Annotated in this window: 14 protein-coding genes; 9 read left to right on the forward strand and 5 right to left on the reverse strand. The window is 63.4% G+C overall.

Annotation, left to right across the window (positions count from 1 at the left end):
- Nucleotides 1–15 precede the first annotated feature (15 nt).
- The 4 genes from J3P91_RS04045 to gatC form a co-directional block, all read right to left on the reverse strand.
- Nucleotides 16–393: a septal ring lytic transglycosylase RlpA family protein gene (locus tag J3P91_RS04045; RefSeq protein WP_434569816.1), complete on the reverse strand. Its 378-nt coding sequence runs from the start codon at nucleotides 391–393 to the stop codon at nucleotides 16–18.
- Between the two features lie 185 nt (nucleotides 394–578).
- Nucleotides 579–2,024 carry an Asp-tRNA(Asn)/Glu-tRNA(Gln) amidotransferase subunit GatB gene (gene gatB, locus J3P91_RS04050; protein WP_434569815.1) on the reverse strand — a complete coding sequence of 482 codons (1,446 nt, stop codon included), beginning with the start codon at nucleotides 2,022–2,024 and terminating at the stop codon, nucleotides 579–581.
- 10 nt (nucleotides 2,025–2,034) lie between these two features.
- Entirely contained in the window at nucleotides 2,035–3,486 is a 1,452-nt protein-coding gene (gatA, locus tag J3P91_RS04055; protein ID WP_434602821.1) for an Asp-tRNA(Asn)/Glu-tRNA(Gln) amidotransferase subunit GatA, read from the reverse strand.
- A gap of 16 nt (nucleotides 3,487–3,502) precedes the next feature.
- Nucleotides 3,503–3,790 carry an Asp-tRNA(Asn)/Glu-tRNA(Gln) amidotransferase subunit GatC gene (gatC, locus tag J3P91_RS04060; protein ID WP_072388421.1) on the reverse strand — a complete coding sequence of 96 codons (288 nt, stop codon included), beginning with the start codon at nucleotides 3,788–3,790 and terminating at the stop codon, nucleotides 3,503–3,505.
- Nucleotides 3,791–4,004: 214 nt separating this feature from the next.
- On the opposite strand from gatC, the gene mreB reads away from it, so the two are divergent.
- The 8 genes from mreB to tldD all read left to right on the forward strand — a co-directional run bounded on the left by mreB (nucleotide 4,005) and on the right by tldD (nucleotide 15,371).
- Complete coding sequence (gene mreB, locus J3P91_RS04065; RefSeq protein ID WP_002555108.1) at nucleotides 4,005–5,042, forward strand: rod shape-determining protein MreB; 1,038 nt, start codon at nucleotides 4,005–4,007, stop codon at nucleotides 5,040–5,042.
- A gap of 169 nt (nucleotides 5,043–5,211) precedes the next feature.
- Nucleotides 5,212–6,300: a rod shape-determining protein MreC gene (mreC, locus tag J3P91_RS04070; RefSeq protein WP_434602822.1), complete on the forward strand. Its 1,089-nt coding sequence runs from the start codon at nucleotides 5,212–5,214 to the stop codon at nucleotides 6,298–6,300.
- Nucleotides 6,297–6,785 carry a rod shape-determining protein MreD gene (gene mreD, locus J3P91_RS04075; protein ID WP_305496816.1) on the forward strand — a complete coding sequence of 163 codons (489 nt, stop codon included), beginning with the start codon at nucleotides 6,297–6,299 and terminating at the stop codon, nucleotides 6,783–6,785. The genes mreC and mreD overlap by 4 nt, the downstream gene beginning before the upstream one ends.
- Nucleotides 6,786–6,948: 163 nt before the next feature.
- Complete coding sequence (locus J3P91_RS04080; RefSeq protein ID WP_434602823.1) at nucleotides 6,949–7,545, forward strand: Maf family protein; 597 nt, start codon at nucleotides 6,949–6,951, stop codon at nucleotides 7,543–7,545.
- Between the two features lie 56 nt (nucleotides 7,546–7,601).
- Nucleotides 7,602–9,059, forward strand: coding sequence for a ribonuclease G (gene rng / locus J3P91_RS04085; RefSeq protein ID WP_305496813.1), 1,458 nt, complete (start codon nucleotides 7,602–7,604; stop codon nucleotides 9,057–9,059).
- Between the two features lie 61 nt (nucleotides 9,060–9,120).
- On the forward strand, nucleotides 9,121–12,924 hold the full coding sequence (locus J3P91_RS04090) for a YhdP family protein (protein WP_434602824.1): 3,804 nt from the start codon (nucleotides 9,121–9,123) through the stop codon (nucleotides 12,922–12,924).
- Between the two features lie 135 nt (nucleotides 12,925–13,059).
- The gene (locus J3P91_RS04095; protein WP_434602825.1) at nucleotides 13,060–13,923 is read left to right on the forward strand and encodes a carbon-nitrogen hydrolase family protein; all 864 of its coding nucleotides are present in this window, start codon (nucleotides 13,060–13,062) and stop codon (nucleotides 13,921–13,923) included.
- Nucleotides 13,924–13,928: 5 nt separating this feature from the next.
- Complete coding sequence (gene tldD / locus J3P91_RS04100; protein WP_003197828.1) at nucleotides 13,929–15,371, forward strand: metalloprotease TldD; 1,443 nt, start codon at nucleotides 13,929–13,931, stop codon at nucleotides 15,369–15,371.
- A 155-nt stretch (nucleotides 15,372–15,526) separates the two neighbouring features.
- Here the strand turns inward: tldD and yjgA are convergent, their stop codons facing one another.
- A complete protein-coding gene (gene yjgA / locus J3P91_RS04105) occupies nucleotides 15,527–16,051 on the reverse strand; it encodes a ribosome biogenesis factor YjgA (RefSeq protein WP_014336624.1) in 525 nt (174 codons plus the stop codon).
- 108 nt (nucleotides 16,052–16,159) lie between these two features.
- Between yjgA and pmbA the strand changes: the two genes are divergently transcribed.
- Nucleotides 16,160–17,506: a metalloprotease PmbA gene (gene pmbA / locus J3P91_RS04110; protein ID WP_434569808.1), complete on the forward strand. Its 1,347-nt coding sequence runs from the start codon at nucleotides 16,160–16,162 to the stop codon at nucleotides 17,504–17,506.
- The last annotated feature ends 178 nt before the right edge of the window (nucleotides 17,507–17,684 follow it).

Below are 17,684 nucleotides of genomic sequence, written 5' to 3' on the forward strand. Positions count from 1 at the left end.
GCCGGACTCCGTCTGTCAGTCGTCGAGGGCTTGTACGCGCACCCGCGCGGTACCGCTACGCAGCATGCCCAACTGTTCGGCAGCGGCGCGCGATACATCGATCAGTCGGCCGCGTGAATACGGACCACGGTCGTTGATGCGGACCACGACGCTGTCGTTGTTTTTCAGGTTGGTGATTTTCACCCGGGTGCCGAACGGCAACTGGCGATGAGCGGCTGTCAGGCCGTGCTGGTCGAAACGTTCGCCGCTGGCGGTGCGTTTGCCGTGATGCCGGGAACCGTAATAGGAGGCGACGCCGGTCTGGTCGTAGCCGTGTGGATCGACCGTCCCGCTCTGGCTGGCACAGCCGGCCAGCAGGGACAGCAGGGCGCAGGCGCCGAGGAGACGCTTCATGTAGGGGGTTTCCACATCAGTGTGGTTGTGAAAGTTATTGTGGCGAGGGAGCTTGCTCCCGCTGGGTCGCGGAGCGACCCCCAACAATCCGTTGCCAGATAGAGGGGACTGCTGCGCAGTCCAGCGGGAGCAAGCTCCCTCGCCACGGGGGATCGAGCCAGACAGCGAGACTGGCTCCATGGCCATCAGCCCTCGAGCTTGCTTTTTAGCAGTTCGTTGACCTGTTGCGGGTTGGCCTTCCCCTTGGAGGCTTTCATGGCCTGGCCGACGAAGAAGCCGAACATCTTGCCGCGCTTGGCTTCGTCCGCCGCGCGGTACTGTTCGACCTGCTCGGCATTGGCCGCAAGCATTTCATCGAGCACGGCGCTGATCGCACCGGTGTCGGTGACCTGTTTCAAGCCGCGCTTCTCGATGATCTCGTCGGCGCTGCCTTCGCCATTGGCCATGGCTTCGAAGACCATCTTGGCGATCTTGCCGGAAATGGTGTTGTCCTTGATCCGCAACAGCATGCTGCCCAGTTGCTCGGCCGAGACCGGCGACTCGTCGATTTCCAGGCCCTGCTTGTTCAACAGGCTGCCCAGTTCGACCATCACCCAGTTGGCCGCCAGCTTGGCGTCGCCGCCGATGCTCACGACTTTCTCGAAGTAATCGGCCTGTTCGCGGCTGGTGGCCAGGACGTTGGCGTCATAGCTCGACAGCCCGAACTGCGCCTGGAAGCGCTCGCGCTTTTGCGGCGGCAGTTCCGGCAGGGTGGCGCGCACTTCGTCGAGGAAAGAGTTCTCGATGACCACTGGCAGCAGGTCCGGATCGGGGAAATAACGGTAGTCGTTGGCTTCCTCCTTGCTGCGCATCGGACGGGTCTCGTCCTTGTTCGGATCGTACAGGCGAGTCTGCTGGATGACCTTGCCGCCATCCTCGATCAGTTCGATCTGGCGCTGGATCTCGCTGTTGATCGCCTTCTCGATGAAGCGGAACGAGTTGACGTTCTTGATCTCGCAGCGGGTACCGAACTCGGTTTGGCCCTTGGGACGGATCGACACGTTGCAGTCGCAGCGCAGCGAGCCTTCGGCCATGTTGCCGTCGCAGATGCCCAGGTAACGCACCAGCGCGTGGATCGCCTTGACGTAGGCCACGGCTTCCTTGGCGCTGCGCATGTCCGGCTCGGAGACGATTTCCAGCAGCGGCGTGCCGGCACGGTTCAGGTCGATGCCTGTGGCGCCGTTGAATTCTTCGTGCAGGCTCTTGCCGGCGTCTTCTTCCAGGTGCGCACGGGTGATGCCGACGCGCTTGACCGTGCCGTCTTCCAGCGCGATGTCCAGGTGGCCCTTGCCGACGATCGGCAATTCCATCTGGCTGATCTGGTAGCCCTTGGGCAGGTCCGGGTAGAAGTAGTTCTTGCGGGCGAACACGTTGTGCTGGCCGATCTCGGCGTCGATCGCCAGGCCGAACATCACCGCCATGCGCACCGCTTCGGCGTTGAGCACCGGCAATACGCCGGGCATGCCCAGGTCTACCAGGCTGGCCTGGGTGTTGGGCTCGGAACCGAAGGTGGTCGAGCTACCGGAAAAGATTTTCGATCGGGTGGTGAGCTGGGTATGAATCTCCAGCCCGATCACGACTTCCCATTGCATGTGTTTCTCCTCAGAAGCCGGTTGGGGTGCGGGTGTGCCAGTCGCTGTTCAGCTGATACTGGTGCGCCACGTTGAGCAGGCGGCCTTCCTGGAAATACGGCGCGAGCAGTTGCACGCCCACCGGCAGGCCATCGACGAAGCCGGCCGGCATGGACAGGCCCGGCAAGCCGGCGAGGTTGGCGGTGATGGTGTAGACGTCTTCCAGGTACTCGGCGACCGGGTCGCTGTTCTTGGCGCCGAGCTTCCAGGCCGGGTTCGGCGTGGTCGGGCCGAGGATGATGTCGACCTCGTTGAAGGCGGCCATGAAGTCGTTTTTCACCAGGCGGCGGATTTTCTGCGCCTTGAGGTAGTAGGCGTCGTAGTAGCCGGCGGACAACGCGTAGGCGCCGACCATGATCCGGCGCTGCACTTCGGCGCCGAAGCCTTCGCCACGGGAGCGCTTGTACAGGTCGATCAGGTTCTGCGGGTTTTCGCAGCGATAGCCGAAGCGCACGCCGTCGAAGCGCGACAGGTTCGAGGAGGCTTCCGCCGGGGCGATCACGTAATACGCCGGAATCGCGTGCTGCATGTTCGGCAGGCTGATTTCCTTGATCACCGCGCCGAGCTTTTCCAGCGCCTTGACGCTGTTGTGAACCAGTTCGGCGATGCGCGGATCGAGGCCGGCACCGAAGTATTCCTTCGGCACGCCGATCCGCAGGCCTTGCAGCGAGCCGTTGAGGCTGGCGCTGTAGTCCGGCACCGGTTCATCGATGCTGGTGGAGTCGTTCGGGTCGAAGCCGGCCATGCCTTGCAGCAGGAGCGCGCAATCTTCGGCGGTGCGTGCCAGCGGGCCACCCTGGTCGAGGCTGGAGGCGTAGGCGATCATGCCCCAGCGCGAGACGCGGCCGTAGGTCGGCTTGAGCCCGGTGAGGTTGGTGAACGCCGCCGGCTGGCGAATCGAGCCGCCGGTGTCGGTGGCGGTGGCCGCCGGCAACAGGCGCGCAGCCACGGCAGCAGCGGAACCACCGGACGAACCGCCCGGTACGTGTTCCAGGTTCCAGGGGTTTTTCACCGCGCCGTAGTAGCTGGATTCGTTGGCCGAACCCATGGCGAATTCGTCCATGTTGGTCTTGCCCAGCGTCACGGCGCCAGCGGCGGCCAGCTTGGCGACCACGGTGGCGTCGTACGGGGCCTTGAAGTTGTCGAGCATCTTCGAGCCGCAACTGGTGCGGATGCCCTGGGTGCAGAACAGGTCCTTGTGGGCGATCGGCGCGCCGAGCAGGGCGCCGCTCTCACCGTTGGCGCGACGGGCGTCGGCGGCCTTGGCCTGGCTCAGGGCCAGTTCTTCGGTGAGGCTGATGAAGCTGTTGAGCTGCGGGTCGAGCTGGGCAATGCGCGCCAGCAGGGCCTTGGTCAGCTCTTCGGAGGAAAATTTCTTGTCGGCGAGTCCGCGGGCGATCTCGGCCAGGGTCATGTGATGCATGAGAGGCTCTTTCCCTTTAGTCGATGACTTTCGGAACCAGGTACAGGCCGTTTTCGACCGCCGGTGCGATGGACTGGTAGGCCTCGCGGTTATCGGACTCGGTGACGACGTCGGCGCGCAGGCGCTGGCTGGCTTCCAGTGGGTGGGCCAGCGGCTCGATACCGTCGGTGTCGACCGCCTGCATCTCGTCGACCAGCCCTAGAATGCTGTTCAGGGCAGAAGTAATGTGTGGAAGATCGGCTTCATTTAGGCCCAGACAGGCCAGATGAGCGATTTTTTCCACGTCGGAGCGTTCAAGCGCCATGGGATTCTCCAGTGGAAAACAAAACGGACGCAGTCTGTCCGTGTGTTAGATTGTCGGAACACTACCGCATTTCTACGGCCCTACGGCCGCGATCTCGGGGTTTGGTGCACAGAAAAGCGGCCAATTTAACATATTGGCGCCTTGCCCAAAATCCCTGTCGTTGTTAGAGTTTGCCGCACTTTTTTACCCACGCGTTGCCTAGGGTCCCTTTCCCATGTTCAAGAAACTGCGTGGCATGTTTTCCAGCGATCTTTCCATCGACCTGGGCACTGCCAACACCCTTATTTACGTGCGCGAGCGCGGTATCGTCCTGAATGAACCCTCGGTCGTGGCCATCCGCACCCACGGTAACCAGAAAAGTGTCGTGGCTGTCGGTACGGAAGCCAAGCGCATGCTGGGCCGCACACCGGGCAACATTGCAGCCATTCGCCCGATGAAGGATGGCGTGATCGCCGACTTCAGCGTCTGCGAAAAGATGCTGCAGTATTTCATCAACAAGGTTCACGAAAACAGTTTCCTGCAGCCCAGCCCTCGCGTGCTGATCTGCGTGCCCTGCAAATCCACCCAGGTGGAGCGTCGCGCCATCCGCGAATCGGCCCTCGGTGCCGGTGCCCGTGAAGTATTCCTGATCGAAGAGCCGATGGCCGCTGCCATCGGTGCCGGCCTGCCGGTGGAAGAAGCCCGCGGTTCGATGGTCGTCGATATCGGTGGCGGTACCACTGAAATCGCCTTGATCTCCCTGAATGGCGTGGTCTATGCCGAGTCCGTGCGTGTCGGCGGCGACCGTTTCGACGAAGCAATCATCACCTACGTGCGCCGCAACTACGGCAGCCTGATCGGCGAATCCACCGCCGAGCGCATCAAGCAGGAAATCGGCACCGCCTACCCGGGCGGCGAAGTGCGTGAAGTCGACGTGCGCGGCCGTAACCTGGCCGAAGGCGTTCCTCGCGCCTTCACCCTCAACTCCAACGAAGTGCTCGAGGCGCTGCAAGAGTCGCTGGCGACCATCGTGCAGGCTGTCAAGAGCGCCCTGGAGCAGTCGCCGCCGGAACTGGCGTCGGACATCGCCGAGCGCGGCCTGGTGCTGACCGGTGGTGGTGCGCTGCTGCGTGACCTCGACAAGCTGCTGGCCCAGGAAACCGGGCTGCCGGTGATCGTCGCCGAAGACCCGCTGACGTGCGTTGCCCGCGGCGGTGGCCGTGCGCTGGAAATGATGGACAAGCACACCATGGACTTGCTCTCCAGCGAATAAGCTGGCGGGATCGTCTATGTTGTTCGCTTCCGGGCAGCACTTTGCAGTGCTGCCCGTTGGCGTTTATCTTCTGTCATTCGTATCCAGGCCGGTTGATGCCGTATGAATAAAGACAACATTTGCCCGGGAGGAGCGGCCTATTAAACCGCTTTTTGCCAAGGGCCCCTCATTGGGCGTACGCCTGCTGGTGCTGGCCGTGCTATCGGTCGCGCTGATGGTGGTCGATGCCCGCTTCACGCTGCTCAAGCCGGTGCGCAGCCAGATGTCGCTGGTGTTGATGGAGTCCTACTGGATCACCGACCTGCCGCAGCGGCTGTGGCAGGGTGTGGCCAGCCAGTTCGGCAGCCGCACCGAACTGGTCGCCGAAAACGAAAAACTCAAGACCGAAAACCTGCTGTTGCAGGGGCGCATGCAAAAGCTCGCGGCCCTCACCGAGCAGAACGTGCGGCTGCGCGAGTTGCTCAACTCCTCGGCGCTGGTCAATGAGAAGGTCGAGGTCGCCGAGTTGATCGGCATGGACCCCAACCCCTTCACGCACCGGATCATCATCAACAAGGGTGAGCGCGATGGCGTCGTCCTCGGCCAGCCGGTGCTCGATGCCCGTGGCCTGATGGGGCAGGTGGTCGAGCTGATGCCCTACACCTCCCGCGTGCTGCTGTTGACCGACACTACCCACAGCATTCCGGTACAGGTCAATCGCAACGGCTTGCGGGCGATTGCCAGCGGCACCGGCAATCCCGAGCGCCTGGAGCTGCGGCATGTGGCCGACACCGCCGACATCAAGGAGGGCGACCTGCTGGTCAGCTCGGGTCTTGGCCAGCGATTCCCGGCGGGGTATCCGGTGGCGACGGTCAAGGAAGTCATCCACGATTCCGGCCAGCCATTCGCCATTGTCCGGGCGGTACCCACGGCCGCGCTGAACCGTAGCCGTTACCTGCTGCTGGTGTTCAGCGACAACCGCACGCCTGAAGAGCGCGCCAATGACGCCGCCGTGGCCCAGGAAGTCCAGGATCGGCAAGGTGGCGAATCGACGGCGCCTGCTGCGCCTGCACCCGCACCCGCGGCGGTCCCGGCCACGGTGCCAAAACCCCAAGTGGCGGCACCCGCCACGGCAACCACCCCGCCGGCCGCACCCGCTGCGACGCCTGCCCGGCCGCCCGCCCATGCGACGACATCCCAACCTGCACGGCCCGCGGCCAAGCCACCGGCCTCGACACCCGCCGCTACACCGGCGACCAGGGGAGCACGAGAAGAATGAGCAGTACTCGATCCGGTAACGGCTGGATGGTCTGGCTGACCTTCGCCATCGGCCTGTTGCTCAGTGTGTCGCCGCTGCCGCAGTTCATGGAGATCCTGCGTCCGTTGTGGCTGGCCTTGCTGCTGGCCTTCTGGGCACTGGCTTTGCCGCACAAGGTCGGCATGGTTACCGCCTGGTGCCTGGGCCTGACCGAAGATGTGCTTTATGGCACGTTGCTGGGGCAGAACGCGCTTATCCTGACCTTGATCACTTTCCTGGTGCTCTCGCTGCAACAGCGCCTGCGGATGTTTCCCATGTGGCAGCAGAGCCTGGTGATCCTGGTGATCTTTGGCCTGGCGCAACTGGTGCAATTGTGGCTCAGCGCACTGACCGGCAATCGTCAGCCGACGCTGGCGCTGGTCTTGCCGGCCCTGGTCAGTGCGTTGCTCTGGCCTTGGGTCAGCTTCGGTTTGCGTGGCTTGCGCCTGCGTTTCAAGATCAACTGATGCGGTCGGGGTCTCTAGACTTTTTTGAATACCTACATCCCAGTGGCGAGGGAGCTTGCTCCCGCTGGGCTGCGTAGCGGCCCCATTTTTACGGTTGCTGCGCAACCGAGCGGGAGCAAGCTCCCTCGCCACAAAAGCCGGCGCGTACAAGGGAGATGTCTTGATGAAACCGCTTTACCTTGCCTCGGGCTCGCCGCGTCGGCGTGAATTGCTCACACAGATCGGCGTTCCCTTTACTGCGATCAGCGCGGACATCGACGAAACTCCCCTCGACCACGAAACCCCATCGGCCTATGTCGAGCGCCTGGCGCGGGGCAAGGCCGAGGCCGGGCTGCACTCGTTGCAGAACGGCACCGATTGCTGTGTGCTGGGTGCCGATACCGCGGTGGTACTGGATGGCCGGATTCTCGGCAAGCCCCAGGACGAGGCCGATGCCAAGTCGATGCTGCTGAGCCTGTCCGGTCGCGACCATGAGGTATTGACCGCGATTGCCGTGCTCGATGGCCAGCGTTGCGAATCCCGGGTGGTTCGCAGTCGGGTGCGCTTTCGCCCGGTCATGGAGCAGGAAGCGATTGCCTATTGGGCCAGCGGCGAACCCCGGGACAAGGCGGGCGGCTATGGTATCCAAGGGCTGGGCGCGGTGTTCATCGCCGACCTCGAAGGCAGTTATTCGGCCGTGGTCGGCCTGCCACTATGCGAAACCGCAGAACTGCTCGACCATTTCGGCATACCCTGTTGGCAACCCTTGAGCGCGCGCTGAGCGCCGTCTGACCAGATGCGGCCATAATCGTGAATATGCCTGAACGAGACCCTGCCATGAGTGAAGAGATCCTGATCAACATCACGCCGATGGAATCGCGCGTGGCGGTGGTTGAAAACGGCGTCCTGCAAGAGGTCCATGTCGAGCGTACGCAAAAACGCGGGATCGTCGGCAATATCTACAAGGGCAAGGTGGTACGGGTGCTGCCGGGCATGCAGGCGGCCTTCGTCGATATCGGCCTGGACCGCGCGGCGTTCATCCACGCCTCGGAAATTTCGATGCGCGAAGGGCCGGCGGTAGAGAGCATCAGCGCCTTGGTCCATGAAGGCCAGAGCCTGGTGGTGCAGGTCACCAAGGACCCCATCGGCTCGAAGGGCGCGCGCCTGACCACCCAGTTGTCGATTCCGTCGCGCTATCTTGTGTACATGCCGCGCACCGCCCACGTTGGCATCTCCCTGAAGATCGAGGACGAAGCCGAACGCGAGCGTCTGAAGAAGGTTGTCAGCGACTGCGTTGAGAAAGAAGGCATCAAGGAGGCCGGCGGTTTCATCCTGCGCACGGCCGCCGAGGGCGCCGGGGCCGATGAAATCCTCATGGATATCCGCTACCTGCGCAGGCTCTGGGACCAGATCGCCGAGCAGATCAAGACCATCGCCACGCCGAGTGTGATCTACGAGGACCTGGGCCTGGCGCTGCGGACCCTGCGGGACCTGGTCAGCCCGAAGATCGAGAAAATCCGTATCGATTCCCGGGAAACCTTCCAGAAAACCACCCAATTCGTCGCCGAGCTGATGCCGGAAATCGCCGACCGCCTGGAGCACTACCCTGGCGAGCGGCCGATTTTCGATCTGTACGGCGTCGAAGATGAAATCCAGCGAGCCCTTGAACGCAAAGTGCCGCTCAAATCCGGCGGTTACCTGGTGGTCGATCCGGCCGAGGCGATGAGCACCATCGACGTCAATACCGGTGCATTCGTCGGCCATCGCAACCTTGAGGAAACCATCTTCAAGACCAATCTTGAAGCGGCCACGGCCATCGCCCGGCAACTGCGCCTGCGTAACCTGGGCGGGATCATCATCATCGACTTCATCGACATGGAAGACGAAGAGCACCAGCGCCAGGTGCTGCGGACCCTGGAAAAACAGCTCGAACGCGACCACGCCAAGACCAACATCATCGGCATTACCGAACTGGGCCTGGTGCAGATGACTCGCAAGCGCACCCGCGAGAGCCTTGAGCAGGTGCTGTGCGAGCCGTGCAGCAGTTGCCAGGGCCGGGGCAAGCTGAAGACTCCGGAAACCGTGTGTTACGAAATCTTCCGGGAAATCCTCCGGGAGGCGCGCGCCTACCAGGCCACCGGCTATAGAGTGTTGGCGAACCAGAAGGTGGTGGATCGCCTGCTGGATGAGGAGTCCGGCAACGTCGCGGAACTGGAGGCCTTTATCGGGCGCACGATTCGCTTCCAGGTGGAAACCATGTATTCCCAGGAACAGTACGACGTGGTGTTGCTCTGAAGCGGCGCGCGCAGCGCCAGGGCGGCGAATATGAATGCCTTTGCCAGGGGAGCCCGCTGACATGGAGCGTCTGACACGCCTTATGGGGACGCTGACTCGCTGGGGGCTGGGCCTGTGTGCGCTGCTGCTGATACTGCTGGCCTTGTATGTCAGCCTCGGCCGGGAGTTGATCCCGCTGGTGGCCGAGTATCGCGCCGAAGTCGAGAGCCGGGCCGGCGAAGCGTTGGGCATTCCTGTGCACGTTGGTAGCCTCGAAGGCAGCTGGAGCGCCCTGGCGCCCGTCCTGGCGGCGCGCGACGTGGTTGTCGGCGAGGGGCCCAACGCCTTGCACCTGGATCAGGTACGTGCCGTGCCTGCGGTGTGGGACAGCCTGCTGGCGCGCCAGGTGCGCATCGCTCATCTGGAAGTCAGCGGCCTGAAGGTCAGCCTGAAAGAGGGCGCTGACGGCAAATGGTCCCTTGAAGGCCTGCCGGTGAAGGATGATCAGCCGCTCGATGCGCAGCAGTTGCTTGAGCGCATGCAGATGATTTCAAAACTGTCGGTGCTCGACAGTCAGGTCACCTTGCAACCGCTGGACCATCCGCCCCTGAGCCTGACCTATGTTGGTCTGAGCTTGCGCACCGGTCCGGCTCGCCAGCGCCTGGACGCACGTCTTACCCTGCCTGACGGCCAGCCCGTGGCGCTCAACCTGCGCACTCGTATCCGCGCCAGCGATTGGCGAAATGGCGAGGCCGACGCGTACCTGAGCCTGCCGCAAAGCGACTGGTCGAAATGGCTGCCGAAACGCCTGACCCGGCAGTGGGATTTTGCCGAGATCAAGGCCGGTGGGGAATTCTGGCTCAGTTGGGGCGAGGGCACGGTGCAAAGCGCCGCCGTGCGGTTGAACGCGCCACAGATCAAGGGCGCCTATGCCGATCGCAAGCCAGTGCAGATCCACAACCTGGCCCTCAACGGATATTTCCAGCGCAGCAGCCAGGGGTTCACCGCGACCTTCGACTCGCTGGCGATGAACCTGGGTGAGACGCGCTGGGAAACACGCCTGCAATTGCAACAGAACGGCGCCACCGAGAAGGTCGAGGAGCGTTGGCACGTGCAGGCCGATCGCCTTGACCTGACGCCGCTCACGCCGTTGCTCAATGCCTTGGCGCCATTGCCCGAAGGTGTCGCCACGGCGATCGACCGGCTCAAGGTGACTGGTGGCCTGCGCAACGTGTTGCTGGATTACCGGCCACAGAACACCGGTGATCAGAAAATCAGCTTCGCCACCAATCTGGACACGGTCGGGTTCGACGCCTATCGCGGCGCCCCGGCGGCGCGCAACGTCTCCGGCAGCCTCAGCGGTGACCTCGGCGGCGGTGAGCTGCGCATGGACAGCAAGGATTTTTCCCTGCACCTGGACCCGATTTTCGCCAAGCCGTGGCAATACTTTCAGGCCAATGCCCGGCTGACCTGGAAGCTCGACAAGCAGGGATTCACCCTGATCGCACCATACTTGAAGGTGCTGGGAGAGGAAGGGCGGATTGCCGGCGACTTCCTGATCCGCCTGCATTTCGACCACAGCCAGGAAGACTACATGGACCTGCGGGTCGGCCTGGTGGACGGTGACGGGCGCTACACCGCCAAGTACCTGCCGGCCGTCCTCAGTCCGGCGCTGGATGAATGGTTGCGCACCGCCATTGTCAAGGGCGCGGTGGACGAGGGTTTTTTCCAGTACCAGGGCTCGCTGAACAAAGGTGCCGAGGACGCGTCTCGCAGCATCAGCCTGTTTTTCAAGGTGCATGACGCCGAGCTGGCGTTCCAGCCGGGCTGGCCTTCGGTCAGCAAGGTCAGCGGCGACGTCTTTGTCGAGGACAGCGGCGTGCGTATCTATGCCAGCCAGGGGCAACTGCTGGACACCCAGGTCAAGGATGTTGTGGTAACCATTCCCCACGCGCCGGCCGGGCAGAATGTCCATCTGTTGTTGGACGGCGGCTTTGCCGGGGTATTGGGCGACGGGCTGAAAATCCTCCAGACCGCACCCATCGGCACGGCCGAGACCTTCGCCGGTTGGGAAGGCGAGGGCGATCTGCAAGGCAAGGTGAACCTGGATATCCCGCTGGCCAAAGGTGAACAGCCGAAGATCCTGGTGGATTTCAGTACCGACAAGGCCCGGCTCAAGCTCAGCGAGCCGGCGCTGGAGCTTACCCAGCTCAAGGGCGATTTTCGTTTCGACAGCGCCAAGGGGCTCAGTGGCAAGAACATCGCGGCCCGGGCATTCGACCGGCCGGTAAGCGCGCAGATTTTTGCCGAAGGCCGTGCCGGTGCGCTCGACACACGGGTGGTAGCGTCCGGGCGGGTCGAGGTCAAGAAGCTTACGGATTGGTTGAGCGTGACCCAGCCATTGCCCATCTCCGGCGTGGTTCCCTATCAGTTGCAAGTGACGCTCAACGGTGCCGACAGCCAATTGTCGGTCAGCTCCGATCTCAAGGGCGTGGCGGTGGATCTCCCGGCGCCCTTCGGCATGGCTGCGGATGTCGGGCGCGACACAGTGTTCCGTATGACGTTGCAAGGGGCGGAGCGTCGCTACTGGGTCGACTATGGCGACCTGGCCAGTTTCACTTACGCCGCGCCGAGCGGAAAAATCGCTGACGGGCGTGGCGAATTGCTGCTGGGCGCCGGCGAGGCGGTTCTGCCTGGCGCCAAGGGGCTGCGGCTGCGCGGCACATTGTCGGAGCTGGACGTGAGCCCCTGGCAGGATCTGTTGGGCAGATATGCCGGCAAGGACCCGGGCGGCAGTGCCCGGCAGGTGCTCAACAGTGCCGATCTCAAGGTTGGCAAGCTCACCGCGATGGGCACGACGCTTGACCAGGCCTCGGTGCAGTTGGACCGCAAGGCCGATGCCTGGGCCCTGCGGCTCGATAGCCAGCAGGCCAAGGGCAGCGTCAACCTGCCGGATGCGAAGGCCGCGCCAATCGGGATCCGCCTCGACTATGTGCGCCTGCCGGCCGCGGACCCGACGGTCCAGGCCGACGAAAACGCCCCGGACCCGCTGGCCTCGGTCGACCCGAGCAAAATCCCGGCGATGGATATCGCCATCGACCAGTTGTTCCAGGGGCCGGATCTCATTGGTGCCTGGTCGCTGAAAGTCCGGCCGACGGGCAAGGGCATCGCGCTGAATGACCTGGACATGGGCCTCAAGGGCATGGTCCTGCATGGCAATGGCGCCTGGGAGGGCCTGCCCGGTTCCACCAGCAGTTGGTACAAAGGCCGGATCAAGGGCAAGAACCTCGCCGATGTGCTCAAGGGTTGGGGGTTTGCGCCTAGCGTGACAAGCCAGGAATTCCATCTGGACGTCGACGGACGCTGGCCCGGTTCACCTGCATGGGTCGCCACCAAGCGTTTCTCCGGCAGCCTCGATGCGTCACTCAACAAGGGTCAGTTCGTCGAAGTCGAAGGCAGCGCCCAGGCCTTGCGGGTTTTCGGCCTGTTGAACTTCAACTCCATCGGCCGGCGCTTGCGCCTGGATTTCTCCGATCTGTTCGGCAAGGGACTGAGCTACGATCGGGTCAAGGGCCTGCTGGTGGCGAGCAGCGGTGTGTACGTGACTCGCGAGCCGATCACCCTGACCGGACCTTCGAGCAACCTGGAACTCAACGGAACGCTGGACATGGTGGCCGACCGGGTCGATGCCAAGCTGCTGGTAACCTTGCCTGTCACCAATAACCTGCCGATCGCCGCGTTGATCGTCGGCGCACCGGCGGTGGGTGGGGCGCTGTTTCTGATCGACAAGCTGATCGGCGACCGCGTCGCGCGTTTTGCCAGCGTAAGATACGACGTCAAGGGGCCGTGGAAAGAGCCGAAGATCACTTTCGACAAGCCGTTTTGACAGGTAGTGACAATCCCTTTGTGGGAGCGAGCCTGCTCGCGAAGGCATAGGATCAGTGCAAGTGATGTGAACTGACCCAGCGCTTTCGCGAGCAGGCTCGCTCCCACAAGGGAGATTCGATAGTAAGGAGGCACCATGCCAATCGCCGTGGTTCAAATGGTCAGCCAGAGCGATGTGCTCGCCAACCTGGCCCGTGCCCGGGTGTTGCTGGAGCAGGCCGCGGCGGGTGGCGCACGGCTGGCGGTGCTGCCGGAAAACTTCGCGGCCATGGGCCGGCGGGACGTTGCCGATATCGCGCGGGCCGAAGCCTTTGGTCAGGGTCCGATCCTGCCGTGGTTGAAACAGGTCGCGCGCGACCTCAGGTTATGGATTGTGGCCGGCACGTTGCCGTTGCCGCCGGTGGGCCAGCCCGAGGCCAAGGCCCATGCATGTTCGTTGCTGGTGGACGACCAGGGCGAGATCGTCGCGCGTTATGACAAGCTGCACCTGTTCGACGTGGACGTGGCGGACAATCGCGGTCGTTACCGTGAATCCGATGACTATGCTTATGGCGGCAACGTGGTGGTTGCCGACACACCGGTGGGCCGGGTTGGCCTGACAGTCTGCTACGACTTGCGTTTTCCCGAGCTCTACAGCGAGTTGCGGGCGGCCGGGGCCGAGCTGATTACCGCGCCTTCGGCGTTTACCGCGGTGACCGGCGCTGCGCATTGGGACGTACTGATTCGCGCCCGGGCCATCGAAACCCAGTGCTACGTGCTGGCGGCCGCCCAGGGTGGGTTGCATCCGGGGCCCCGGGAAACCTTTGGCCATGCCGCGATAGTCGACCCGTGGGGGCGTGTGCTGGCGCAACAGGATCAAGGCGAGGCCGTGCTGCTGGCCGAGCGCGACGACAGTGAACAGGCGTCCATCCGGGCGCGCATGCCGGTGGCGAGCCATCGGCGCTTTTTCTCGCAGGGCGCCCGACAGCGACCTGTCCAAGACGACGAATTCAAGGCGTAAAACATATGAGCGGGTTGTTGTCCTCAGTCAGTGAACACCTTTTAGCCCCCGGCGGCGTGACCCTCGAAAGCCTGCAAGGCGTGCTGGGCGACCTGGCCGGTCCGGGCATCGATGCGGCCGACCTGTATTTCCAGGGACAGATTTCCGAGTCCTGGTCGCTGGAAGACGGCATCGTCAAGGAAGGCAGTTTCAACCTCGACCAGGGTGTGGGCGTGCGTGCCCAATCCGGCGAAAAGACCGGGTTTGCCTACAGCAACGCCATCACCCTTGAGGCCCTCGGCGCCGCGGCTCGTGCGGCTCGCTCGATTTCCCGGGCCGGGCAGAATGGCACGGTCCAGGCGTTCAGCAGCCAGGACGTGGCCCAGCTGTATGCGCCGGACAACCCACTGGAAGTCATGAGTCGCGCCGAAAAGGTCGAGCTGCTCAAGCGCATTGACGTCGCCACGCGTGCCCTCGACCCGCGTATCCAGCAGGTGTCGGTGAGCATGGCCGGGGTCTGGGAGCGGATTCTGGTGGCCTCCACCGACGGTGGCCTGGCGGCGGATGTGCGGCCGCTGGTGCGTTTCAACGTCAGCGTGATCGTCGAGCAGAACGGTCGCCGTGAGCGCGGCGGCCATGGGGGTGGCGGTCGTACCGACTATCGTTATTTCCTAAGTGAAGACCGCGCCATGGGCTATGCCCGCGAAGCGCTGCGCCAGGCGCTGGTGAACCTTGAGGCCATCCCGGCCCCGGCCGGCACGTTGCCAGTGGTGCTCGGCTCCGGCTGGTCCGGCGTGCTGCTGCACGAAGCCGTGGGCCACGGCCTGGAAGGTGACTTCAACCGCAAGGGCAGTTCGGCCTACAGCGGGCGCATGGGGGAGATGGTCGCCTCGAAACTCTGCACCATCGTCGACGACGGCACGCTCGCCGGGCGTCGTGGTTCGCTGAGCGTCGACGACGAAGGCACCCCGACCGAATGCACCACGCTGATCGAGAACGGCGTGCTCAAGGGCTACATGCAAGACAAGCTCAATGCCCGCTTGATGGGCGTGGCCCGCACCGGCAACGGTCGCCGCGAGTCTTACGCGCACCTGCCCATGCCGCGCATGACCAACACCTACATGCTCGGCGGCCAGAGCGATCCGGCGGAAATCATCGCGTCGGTGAAGAAGGGCATCTACTGCGCCAATCTCGGCGGCGGCCAGGTGGACATCACCAGCGGCAAGTTCGTGTTTTCCACCAGCGAGGCCTACCTGATCGAAGACGGCAAGATCACTGCGCCGGTCAAGGGTGCGACGTTGATCGGCAACGGGCCGGAGGCGATGAGCAAAGTTTCCATGGTCGGTAACGACCTGGCGCTGGACAGCGGCGTGGGCACGTGCGGCAAGGATGGGCAGTCAGTGCCGGTGGGTGTCGGTCAGCCGACCCTGAAGATCGATGCGATTACCGTGGGTGGCACGGGCGCATAAAAATATTCAGGGATGTGCGCACGTCATCGTGGCGAGGGAGCTTGCTCCCGCCGGGCTACGCAGTAGCCCCAATGCGGTTGCTACGCAACCGAGCGGGAGCAAGCTCCCTCGCCACGGTAACTGCCGCCTCTTGCAGAGGAGTCAAGCTGTTACGATCAGCGCAGGCCGCGTTGAGTCTCGTCCAGCTCACGGATGTACTTGAAGATTTTACGGCTCGACGCCGGCGGCTTGTTCTGCGCCAGTTCGTGCTGGGCCTGACGGATCAGCGAGCGCAGTTGCTGGCGATCGGCCTCCGGGTAGTCGATGACGAATTTTTCCAGAGTGCCGTCATCGCCTGCGATCAGGCGATCACGCCAGCGTTCCAGGTTGTGGAAACGCTCGTTGTACTGCCGGGTGGAGGCATCGAGCTGGTCGAGCAGAACCAGGATGGCGTCAGTGTCCTGGTCGCGCATCAGCTTGCCGATGAATTGCAGGTGCCGTTTACGCGCGATATTCGCGGTGTGCTTGGGCGCATCGGCCAGGGCCCGGCGCAAGGCGTCGGTCAAGGGCAGTTTGGCCAGCAAGTCAGGCTTGAGTGTTGTCAGGCGCTCGCCGAGGTCAACCAGAGCATGCAGCTCGCGTTTGACCTGGGATTTGCTTTTTTCACCCTCGTAGAGGGAGTCGTCGTAAGAATCAACCATGGTGGCAGTCCGCAAAGAAACGCCGCCATGATAACCAGTCGGGGGCCGCTTGTCCGGCCCGGTCGCTCGATGGCCATTACCGAAAGCAGAATTTGAGTGGAGAACACCATGAGTGCAGTTCAAAGCGTCGGCCCGCAAGCATTGCCGGCACTGCAGGAACAGGTCGAGCAGATCCTCGCCGAAGCCAGGCGACAGGGCGCCAGCGCGTGCGAAGTGGCGGTGTCGCTGGAGCAGGGGCTGTCGACGTCGGTGCGCCAACGCGAAGTGGAGACCGTCGAATTCAATCGCGACCAGGGCTTTGGCATCACCCTTTACGTGGGGCAGCGCAAGGGGTCGGCCAGCACCTCGGCCAGCGGCCCTGACGCCATTCGCGAAACAGTCGCCGCTGCATTGGCGATTGCCCAGCATACGTCCGAAGACGAAGCCTCCGGCCTGGCCGATGCCGCGCTGATGTGCAAGGAGCTCAAGGACTTCGATCTGTTCCACGCCTGGGACATCACGCCCGAGCAGGCCATCGAGCAGGCACTGCGCTGCGAAGCGGCAGCATTCGACGCCGACAGCCGGATCAAGAATGCCGACGGCACTACGCTCAATACCCACCAAGGGTGCCGCGTTTATGGCAACAGCCATGGTTTCATCGGCGGGTACGCATCGACGCGTCACAGCCTCAGCTGCGTGATGATCGCCGAGGCCAATGGGCAGATGCAGCGCGACTACTGGTACGACGTGAGTCGCCAGGGCACATTGCTGGCGGACCCGGTGAGCATCGGCCAGAAGGCTGCGCAACGGGCCGCCAGTCGCCTGGGCGCGCGGCCTGTGCCGACCTGTGAGGTGCCGGTGCTGTTCTCCGCCGAGTTGGCCGGTGGCTTGTTCGGCAGCTTCCTGTCAGCGGTGTCCGGCGGCAACCTGTACCGCAAATCCTCGTTCCTCGAAGGCGCGCTGGGCCAGAAACTGTTTCCGGAATGGATGACCATCGACGAGCGTCCGCACCTGATGCAGGCCATGGGCAGTTCGGCTTTCGACGGGGATGGCCTGGCCACCTATGCCAAGCCGTTCGTGGAAAACGGCGAGCTGGTTTCGTACATCCTCGGCACCTATTCGGGTCGCAAATTGGGCATGCCGAGCACCGCTAACGCCGGTGGCGTGCACAACCTGTTCGTCACTCATGGCGAGGAAGACCAGGCAGCGCTGCTGCGGCGCATGGGGCGTGGGTTGTTGGTCACCGAGCTGATGGGCCACGGCTTGAACATGGTGACAGGCGATTATTCCCGTGGCGCGGCGGGGTTCTGGGTCGAAAATGGCGAGATCCAATTCCCGGTCCAGGAAGTCACCATTGCCGGCAACATGCGCGACATGTTCAAGCAGATCGTGGCGGTGGGCAGCGACTTGGAGCTGCGCAGCAACATCCGCACCGGCTCGGTGCTGATCGAGCGAATGATGGTGGCGGGTAGCTGAAACTCATCGCTTCAAAAAAGGCGCGTCATCCGTTGGGATGACGCGCTTTTTTTGTGCCCGCAGAAACCCGCGACGAGAGAGCTTTTGTGGCGATGGAGCTTGCTCCCGCTCGGTTGCGCAGCGACCGCAAAATCCTGGGGCCGCTGCGCGACCCAGCGGGAGCAAGCTCCCTCGCCAC

The sequence above is a fragment of the Pseudomonas sp. Z4-7 genome (assembly GCF_051131965.1).
GTDB lineage: Bacteria > Pseudomonadota > Gammaproteobacteria > Pseudomonadales > Pseudomonadaceae > Aquipseudomonas.